Source organism: Streptomyces sp. NPDC054863, from assembly GCF_053610825.1.
This window is the reverse complement of the sequence record NZ_JBSGZD010000484.1, coordinates 2951-3361: the sequence shown is the minus strand read 5'-3', so window position 1 is coordinate 3361 and position 411 is coordinate 2951. Positions and strand designations below refer to the sequence as shown.

Annotated in this window: 1 pseudogene; it reads left to right on the top strand. The window is 74.5% G+C overall.

Going from position 1 to position 411, the window contains the following annotated elements:
* A pseudogene (locus ACWGIG_RS38000) lies at positions 1–344 on the top strand (alpha/beta hydrolase); the annotation flags it as partial.
* Between the last annotated feature and the right edge of the window lie 67 nt (positions 345–411).

The window sequence follows — 411 nt, the reverse complement described above, 5'->3', positions numbered from 1 at the left end:
ACGGAGTCCCCGACGACGCCCGCAAGCGCATGGAGCAGCTCGCCGCACCCCAGCCGTACGCCACCCTCACCCGGCCGTTCCGGCCGGCGGCCGACGGCTCGCGCCCGCCCGTCACCGGCGTCCTCTGCACCCGCTCGGGCCGCGCCTCGATCGCCGGCATCGAAGCGCTCGTCGCCACCGGCGACCCCCGTTTCCAGGAGCTGGCCGACCCCGGCGTCACCTTCTTCGACCTCGACACCGGCCACTATCCGATGCTCTCGTGCCCGGCCGAGCTCGCCGACGTACTCGTACGCGCGGCAGCCGGTCAGGGGCACCGGATCCAGCCAGGACCGCGGCGGCGGTAACGGGCCGGCAAAGGGCCCGGCCGCTTTTCCGCCGCCCTTCCCGGCCACGTACCATGTCCGCATGTCC